This window comes from Aestuariicoccus sp. MJ-SS9 (assembly GCF_032586235.1).
In the GTDB taxonomy this organism is placed as follows: Bacteria; Pseudomonadota; Alphaproteobacteria; order Rhodobacterales; family Rhodobacteraceae; genus Aestuariicoccus.
This window is the reverse complement of sequence record NZ_JAWHTD010000081.1, coordinates 1-8,046: the sequence shown is the minus strand read 5'-3', so window position 1 is coordinate 8,046 and position 8,046 is coordinate 1. Positions and strand designations below refer to the sequence as shown.

The 8,046-nt window shown below is 65.1% G+C and carries 5 protein-coding genes and 2 pseudogenes; 3 read left to right on the top strand and 4 right to left on the bottom strand.

The window, feature by feature from the left end; translation table 11 throughout:
• Nucleotides 1-43: 43 nt before the first annotated feature.
• Nucleotides 44-175 (top strand): annotated as a pseudogene (locus RXV88_RS23775) (calcium-binding protein); the annotation flags it as partial.
• 21 nt (nt 176-196) lie between these two features.
• On the top strand, nt 197-2,401 hold the full coding sequence (locus RXV88_RS22665; RefSeq protein WP_410468853.1) for a calcium-binding protein: 2,205 nt from the start codon (nt 197-199) through the stop codon (nt 2,399-2,401).
• Between the two features lie 152 nt (nt 2,402-2,553).
• Here RXV88_RS22665 and RXV88_RS22660 read toward each other — a convergent pair whose 3' ends face one another.
• From RXV88_RS22660 to rfbB, 4 genes are all read right to left on the bottom strand, one after another.
• Nucleotides 2,554-3,477, bottom strand: a complete 924-nt coding sequence (locus tag RXV88_RS22660; protein WP_316295950.1) for a glycosyltransferase — start codon at nt 3,475-3,477, stop codon at nt 2,554-2,556.
• Nucleotides 3,474-4,361, bottom strand: coding sequence for a glucose-1-phosphate thymidylyltransferase RfbA (gene rfbA / locus RXV88_RS22655; RefSeq protein WP_316295949.1), 888 nt, complete (start codon nt 4,359-4,361; stop codon nt 3,474-3,476). Before rfbA ends, RXV88_RS22660 begins: the two co-directional genes overlap by 4 nt.
• Nucleotides 4,358-5,212 (bottom strand): dTDP-4-dehydrorhamnose reductase, encoded by an 855-nt coding sequence (gene rfbD / locus RXV88_RS22650; RefSeq protein WP_316295946.1) that lies wholly within the window; start codon nt 5,210-5,212, stop codon nt 4,358-4,360. Before rfbD ends, rfbA begins: the two co-directional genes overlap by 4 nt.
• 355 nt (nt 5,213-5,567) lie before the next feature.
• Nucleotides 5,568-6,611, bottom strand: coding sequence for a dTDP-glucose 4,6-dehydratase (rfbB, locus tag RXV88_RS22645; protein ID WP_316295943.1), 1,044 nt, complete (start codon nt 6,609-6,611; stop codon nt 5,568-5,570).
• Between the two features lie 286 nt (nt 6,612-6,897).
• Between rfbB and RXV88_RS22640 the strand changes: the two are divergent.
• Nucleotides 6,898-7,973: pseudogene (locus tag RXV88_RS22640) on the top strand (IS3 family transposase); the annotation flags it as partial.
• Nucleotides 7,974-8,046 lie beyond the last annotated feature (73 nt).

Here is an 8,046-nt window from a genome sequence, read left to right as displayed (position 1 = left end):
CCCTGCAGGCCAAAGCCAACAAAATAAGACATTTCTCACATAAATTCAGAGCGTTGGGCGTTGTTCAGACCCGACTATTCAGGGCCGCGATGGCGATGACACGATCAGTGGCCTGGCCGGAGACGACAACCTTGACGGCAATGACGGCAACGACGAACTGCGCGGCGGGCTGGGGGACGACAACATCGCCGGAGGCATGGGCGAGGATACCGTTATCGGCGGCGCCGGCGACGACAGGCTGAAAGGCGGGGCCGGCAACGACAAGGTCGAGGGCGGCGTCGGCGACGACGACATCAATGCCGGGACCGGTGACGACACGGTCGAGGGCGGTCAGGGCAACGACAGGATCGACGGCAAGAACGGCATCGACACGGCACTCTATTCCGGGTCGATCCTGGATTACGATTTCTCGATCAACGACGATCTCGAGGTCACGATCACCGACACCGTGGGGTCGGACGGCACCGACCGGCTCAAACATGTGGAGTTCCTGCAGTTCAGCGATTTCCTTTACGAGGTGGGCGGCAACAACGCGCCGGTCTCGCTCGACCAGGCGATCATCGTCAACGAGGCGGACGGGTCCTATGTGCTGGATCTGAGCACCCAGGTGACGGATGTGGACGGCGATCCGCTGACCTTCTCGAACATCGCCATCGAGCGCGGCGAAACGCTCATTCCCTTCACTATCCTAGGCGGCGGACTGGTGCGGATTGACCCCGATTTCGGGCTCGACGCGGGTCAATCGCTGACCACGACGCTGCGCTACTTGGTAACTGACGGCGAACTTTCTGACACCGGCATCGTGCCGATCATCATCAACGGCGCCGACGACCCGCCGCCGCCCGTCAATGCGCCCCCTGTGGCGGACGATCTGACTGTGGTGGCCGACGAAGAGGACGGGCCGGTCATCATCAGCCTCTCCGCGCTGATCACCGATCCCAACTTTGCCGACATCGGCGACATCCTGACCATCACCAGCGTGCGGGTCGATGCTGGCGATCCGTCCTTTCCGAATGCTTTGGTGCCGTTCTCGGGCGGAGTCACCTCCGGCGACGGCGGCGACTTGATCCTCGACATCGCCACGCTCGGGCTGGCGGTGGACGAGGGTGAAACCCAGACCTTCCTGCTCAACTACGCCGTCGAGGACGATGTCGGGCTGAGCGATACTGGCGTCATCACGCTTAATCTGATCGGCGACACGCCGGGCGCGGGCAACACCCCGCCGGTGGCGCTCGATATCCCCGGTGCGCCGGGTTATCCTTCCGCCACCGATCCGTTCGGCGGCGGTGTCATACCCGGGGACGTCCTCGTCGACGATCCAACTGCGCTGACCTTCACCATTGACATGAACGATCTGATCTCGGACGCGGAAACCGCCGATGCCAACCTGGTGGTCACCTTCGGCGATCTAGTCCTCGGTCTCGGCGGCGGCGGCGACGGCGGCGCGACCACCGCGCCCTTCAACTATGATGCGACGACCAAGAGCCTGACCATCACCCTGGCCGATATCGGGCTGAGCGATGGCGAAGAGGTGCTGGGCACGCTGGAATACAGCGTCAGTGACGGCATCGACAGCACCTCCGGCCAGATCGTGGTGAACTTCGTCGATCCGCTGAATGCGCCCATTGGCCCAATCCAGCGGGTGTTGGATTTCGAGGACCTCTCCGACGAGGCAGGCGCACAGATTGTCTTGCCGACACTCAACGAACCGCTACAGGCCGGCGATGTGCTGCCCGAATACCGGGGCTTCGGCTTTCGCGGCGAGGCCACGGTGATCGAGACTAACGAGCTGGGCGGCGACGGGCGCAATCCCACGGGGATCAAGAGCGGGCAGACCACGCCCGAGGGCGAGAACGTGCTGGTGGGCACCTTCAACACAATCGTCACCTCCGAACCGGTGCTGGACGAAGAGGGCGAACCGGTGCGCGGCGAGGACGGCCTGCCGCTTGTCATCGTGACCGAGACGCTGGACAACGCCTTTGCCATCCTCGCCCCAGGCCTGACCTTCGGGCCGGGCGATCTGGGGACGTCCGTGAACATTCCGTCCCTGCCCGATCCGCTGCCCGAGGGGGCCGGCACGCCGTTCGACCTCAATGGGCTGTCGCTCAACCTCGCCGACGGCGCGGGCCAAGTGGCGATCACCACCTACGGCGGGTTCGTGGTGGAAGAGACGGATATCAACGGCTTTCCCAGCTTCAACCTGGTGCTGGAGGCCACCGACAGCTTTGTCTTCGACGCCGACAGCGCCACCCCGGCCGAGCTGCTGGATTTCGAGGCAGTGGGCTTTGCCGACGATGTGGGCAACACCAACGCGGCGGCCTTCGATGGCATCTACGCGGTGGAATTCACCACCGACACCGGCGCGGCGGTGGTGCTAGACGACATTCTGCTGACGGTCTGATCCACCCGCAGGATGCGCTCAGGACGCGCACCGGCCCGCCCGAAGGGCGGGCTTTTTTCCTACGCGGTCCGGGCTATACGATAAAGGCCTGTAATGAAGATTATGTTGTTTATTGATCAGAGATGCCTCCGCCGCGCCCCGGGCTTCGGACCTTAAAGCCGCCCCAGCAGCGCCGCCAGCCAGAGCGCGGCCTGCGCCGGCACGCTCTGGCGGTAGACCGGCAGGCGCGCAAAGGCCGCAAGCCGGCGCGCGAAGGGCAGACCGCGCATGGCGGCGAAATCCTCGAGCAGGGTGCGGTTTTCCGGGGTGAACCGGTGGGCCGAGGCCCTGAGGGCGGCGATATTGACCGCGTTCCATTGCGCGAAATCGCCGCGCAGCAGCTGGCGGATGCGGCGCGCCCGCGCGCGCCAGGCGTCGTTGGCGCCGATCTGGTTGGCCCCGTGCTGGCGGTAAAGCAGCGTCGGCGCATCGTCATGCACCACGCGCCCGCCCGCCCCGGTGATCAGCTGGTAGATCCACCAGTCGTGCACCACCACGCGCCCCGCCTCGTGCACCGCCGCCTGCGCCAGGCGCGCGGCCTCCGCGTTGAGCAGGATGGTGTTGCCCGCCACCACGTTCTGCACCAGCGCATTGGCAAAGGACGGGGCGCGCGGGCGCGCGGCCGACAGGCGGCGGCCCCGCAGGTCGGCATCGGTGACCCAGGTCCGGCTGCAATAAAGCGCGGGGCCCTCGATACCGTCGAGCGCGGCGATCCCGCGGCTGAGGCGATCGGGCAGCCAGACGTCGTCCTGATCGGAAAAGGCCAGCCAGCTTTCCGGTGCGGCATGGTCGCCCATCCGCGCCACCAGCGACATGAAATTCGCGCAGCCCCCCTGCCCGGACCCGTCCAGGACGGTCACGTCATGGCCCTCGGCTGCGAAAGCCTCGAGCACCGCGCGGGAATTGTCGGACGATCCGTCGTCGCTGGCCAGCAGCCGCCAGTCGGCATGGTCCTGCGCGGCGATGCTGCTCAGCTGGTCGCGCAGCAGCGCGCCGCCGTTGTAGACGGCCATCAGGATGGCGACAGGGGCGCTCACCCGGGCTTGGCCTGCGCCGCCAGCCGCGCCAGGTAATCGCCGTAATCGTTCTTGGTGAACATCTCGGCCCGCGCCTCGAGCGCCGCGAGGTCGATCCAGCCCTGATCGAAGGCGATCTCCTCGAGGCAGCCGGTCTGCTGGCCCTGCCGCTTTTCCAGCGTGCGCACGAAGTTGCCCGCGTCGAGCAGCGACCCGTGGGTGCCGGTATCCAGCCAGGCATAGCCGCGCCCCATGCGCTGCACGTCAAGCTGGCCCTCGTGCAGATACATCTCGAGCAGCGTGGTGATCTCGAGCTCGCCGCGCGCCGAGGGGCGCACGTCCTTGGCCCGCTCCGGCGCGGTGCCGTCGAGAAAGTAAAGCCCGGTCACCGCATAGTTCGAAGGCGGCACGGGCGGTTTCTCGATGATCGCGGTGGCGCGGCCCTCAGCGTCGAAATCCACCACGCCGTAGCGTTCTGGATCGGCCACCTGATAGCCGAAGACCGTGCCGCCGGTGGCCCGCGCATCCGCCGCCGCCAGCAATTGCGGCAGCCCGTGGCCGTAAAAGATGTTGTCGCCCAGCACCAGCGCCGAAGCGGCACCGGCCAGGAACCCTTCGGCCAGCAGATAGGCCTGCGCCAGCCCGTCGGGCGAGGTCTGCACGAGGTAGTCCAGGCTCAGCCCCCATTGGCTGCCGTCGCCCAGCGTGCGCTGGAACTGCTCCTGATCCTGCGGGGTGGTGATGATGGCGATCTCGCGGATCCCCGCCAGCATCAGCACGGAAAGCGGATAATAGATCATCGGCTTGTCGTAGATCGGCAGGAGCTGTTTCGAGATCCCCATGGTGATCGGGTAAAGCCGCGTGCCGCTGCCCCCTGCGAGGATGATGCCTTTGCGTTTGGTCACTTGAGCGCTCCGAGGTTCGAAAGGGTCGCCCGCAGCCCGATTCGCCAGTCGGGCCGCGCGATGCCGAAAGTGTCTGTCAGCGCCGCATTGTCCAGCCGCGAATTCAGCGGCCGGGCGGTGGGCGTGGGGTAGCTTGTGCTGGGAATATCTTCAACCGCGCAATCCAGCCCCCCCAGATCGAAAATCGCGCGGGCGAAATCGGCCCAGCTGACGTCGGGCCCGCCCGAGAGGTGATAGGTGCCCGATTTCCCCGGGTCCGTCTGCAGCTGCGCGGCGATGGTCAGACAGGCGTCGGCGATGTCGGCGGCGGGCGTCGGCCCGCCCACCTGGTCGGCCACGATGGTCAGCCGGTCGCGCTCGGCCCCCAGACGCAGCATGGTCTTGACGAAATTCGCCCCATGCGCCGAGACCACCCAGGAGGTGCGCAGGATGGCATATGTCCCGCCCGCGGCGCGCACGCCCTCTTCGCCCGCCAGCTTGGTGCGGCCATAGGCGTTCTGCGGGGCGACGGGGTCGGTCGTGGCCCAGGGGGCCGTGCCGGTGCCGGCAAAGACGTAATCGGTCGAGATATGGACCAGCGGGATATGCAGCGCGGCACAGGCGCGCGCCATGGCCGCGGGGGCCCCGGCGTTGATGACCTGGGCCTCGGCCTCATGATCCTCGGCCTTGTCGACGGCGGTCCAGGCGGCGGCGTTGATGACGGCCTGCGGTTTGTGCGTCTCGATGGCGGCGGCGCAGGCGGCAGGATCGCTCAGATCCGCGTCGGCGCGGCCCAGGCAGAGCAGATCGCCGCCCGCACGCGCCAGTTCCATGGCCACCTGTCCGGTCTTGCCGAAGACGAGGATCGTCATTGCCCTGCCTGTCCGTTGTCTCACCTGCCACGACTGCATAGGCGCAAACCTGCGCTGGTGCGAGCGTTTATAGCGTTTCGTGCAGGATCGGGCGCGGTGCGCGGCGCAAAAGCTCCGCAGGGCGTGGTCCTTCAAGAAAGCTATTCAGTGTTGCAAACCCCACGCGCCCGGGGCGCCGCGACCAGCGCCGGACCGTGGGTTGGCGCTGCAACGGCATTTTTCTGCACTTTATCTCTGTCCAGTCATTGCTCCGAACGAGCGATGCGCCAACGTCGCCAAAACGCCAGACCGGCGGGGTTCGCCCTTGGTTCCGCAACTGGGGCGCGTCGAACAAGGGCGCCTTGCCTGGCTCTTTTCAGCCGCCCGTCCCCAGCCGCTCGCCAACGCCGGCGCGGTCCTGCAGCGCGCGCCACCAGGGCTCGTTGGCCAGATACCAGTCGACGGTCTTCTCCAGACCCTCCTCCACCGTGACCGAGGGCCGCCAGCCCAGTTCCTCGCGGATGCGCGTGGGGTCGATGGCATAGCGCGCGTCATGGCCCGGGCGGTCGGTGACAAAGGTGATCTGATCGGCGTAGGATCCGCTCTCTTTGGGGCGCTTGGCGTCGAGAATGGCGCAGAGCGTGCGCACCAGTTCCAGATTGCTGCGCTCGTTCTCGCCGCCGATGTTGTAGCTGCGGCCCAGAGCCCCCCGCTCCAGCACGCACAAGAGCGCATCGGCGTGATCCTCGACATAGAGCCAGTCGCGCACATTGCTGCCGTCGCCGTAGATCGGCAGCGGCTTGCCCGCCAGCGCATTCAGGATCACCACCGGGATCAGCTTTTCGGGAAAATGAAAGGGCCCGTAATTGTTCGAGCAATTGCTCAGCACCACCGGCAAGCCATAGGTATGATGCCAGGCGCGCACCAGATGGTCGCTCGCCGCCTTGCTGGCCGAATAGGGCGAGCGCGGATCGTAGGGCGTCTCTTCGGTGAACTGGCCGGTCGGCCCCAGACTGCCGAAGACCTCGTCGGTCGAGATATGGTGAAAGCGGAACCCCTCCGGCCGCCCCCGCCCCTGCCAATAGCCGCGCGCGGCCTCGAGCAGCGTGTAGGTACCCATGACGTTGGTGTCGATGAAGGTTCCGGGCCCGTCGATCGACCGATCCACATGGGATTCGGCGGCCAGATGCATCACCGAGTCGGGCGCATGATCCGCGAAAATCCGGTCGAGTGCGTCGCGGTCGCGGATATCGGCATGCTCGAAAGCATAGCCGGGTGCCCCGGCTACGCTGGCCACGTTGTCGAGACAAGCCGCATAGGTCAGCGCATCGAGATTGACAACCTCGTACCCCCGTGCGATCGCCAGCCGCACCACCGCCGATCCGATAAACCCCGCGCCTCCGGTGACCAGTACCTTCATGTTCGCCCGCTTTGCTGTGTGTCTTTCCCCGAGGCTCTAGCAGGCTCCGCCGCGGAAAGGCAGAGCGTTTTTGAAGAACGAACCCAGACTGCCCGAATCCCGTCGCGGTCATGTTCAAACTTGGCTGTACATTCACCGTTACACTCATAAATGCCGTAGACATCATTGTCTGCGAACGTACGTTCACTCGAAAATTTGCGGTTTCGAAAGATTAAATGGTCCCAGCTTTTTCGGCAGTGAACTGAACTGGCCCCCGTTTCGACCGGACACCTTGGCCTGACCAAGGATGCTTAAGGATAGCCTTAAGCACGTGCTTATGTCTGAGATAGAAATCATTACCGATGGTGGCCGCCGTCGGCGCTGGTCTGCGGCGGAGAAGCTGCGGATCGTCGAGGAGACGCTGTATGAGGGCGAGAGCATCTCTGGCGTTGCGCGGCGCAATGGCGTGGCACCCAATCTTCTGTATCGTTGGCGCAAGCTGATGCTCGAAGGAGGCAGTATCGCCGTGACAGGGGACGACAGCGTCACAAGCAACAAGACCGTCCGCGAGATGGAAAACCGCATCCGTGAACTCGAACGCCAGCTCGGGCGCAAGACGTTGGAGGTCGAAATCCTCAAGGAGGCTCTGGACAAGTCGCGGTCAAAAAAACCGACCTTGCTTGCGCAGTCGCTGAAACGGGACGATTTGCCGTGAAGGCGGTGGCGACAACACTGGGCGTATCCCGCTCCAACCTGCACGACCGGCTGAACGGGAGCGCGAAGCCGCGTCGGGGCTATCACAAAGCCCAAGACGCGGTGGTGTTGCCACGCATCCAGGCGTTGGTGGCGAAACGCCCGACCTACGGATACCGCCGGATCACGGCGCTGTTGAACCGGGAACTGCGAACGCAGGGTTTACCGCCTGTCAACCATAAGCGCGTGTATCGCATCATGGAGCGCAACAGCCTGCTGCTGCAGCGTTCTGGCTTTGATCGGCCCGAACGGAGCCAAGACGGCAAGGTCATCATGATGCGGTCAAACCTGCGTTGGTGCAGCGACGGCCTCGAATTTGCATGTTGGAACGGCGACGTGATCCGCCTGGCCTTTCTGATCGACGCCCACGACCGCGAGATCATCTCCTGGCGCGCCGTTGCCAATGCCGGGATCAGCGGGTCCGATGTCCGCGACATGCTGCTCGAAGCTGTCGAGAGCAGGTTCGCCACGCACCGCGCGCCGGAAAAGGTCGAGGTGCTGTCGGACAACGGCAGCGCCTACACGGCCAAAGACACCCGCATCTTCGCCCAGCAGCTCGGGTTGAAGTCCTGCTTCACGCCGGTGAAGAGCCCGCAATCCAACGGGATGTCCGAGGCCTTCGTAAAGAGTCGGGTTTGAACAACGCCTTCAGGCGGACTGAAGGCGGAGATTTTGTGTGGTGGGCGTGTGCAGGTCGGCGAAC

What these genes read in the sequence shown, in the direction of transcription:
- RXV88_RS22665 (WP_410468853.1), top strand. Translation starts at nt 197, where the DNA reads ATGGGCGAGGATACCGTTATCGGCGGCGCCGGCGACGACAGGCTGAAA.
- rfbD (WP_316295946.1), bottom strand. Translation starts at nt 5,212, where the DNA reads ATGACGATCCTCGTCTTCGGCAAGACCGGACAGGTGGCCATGGAACTG.
- rfbB (WP_316295943.1), bottom strand. Translation starts at nt 6,611, where the DNA reads ATGAAGGTACTGGTCACCGGAGGCGCGGGGTTTATCGGATCGGCGGTG.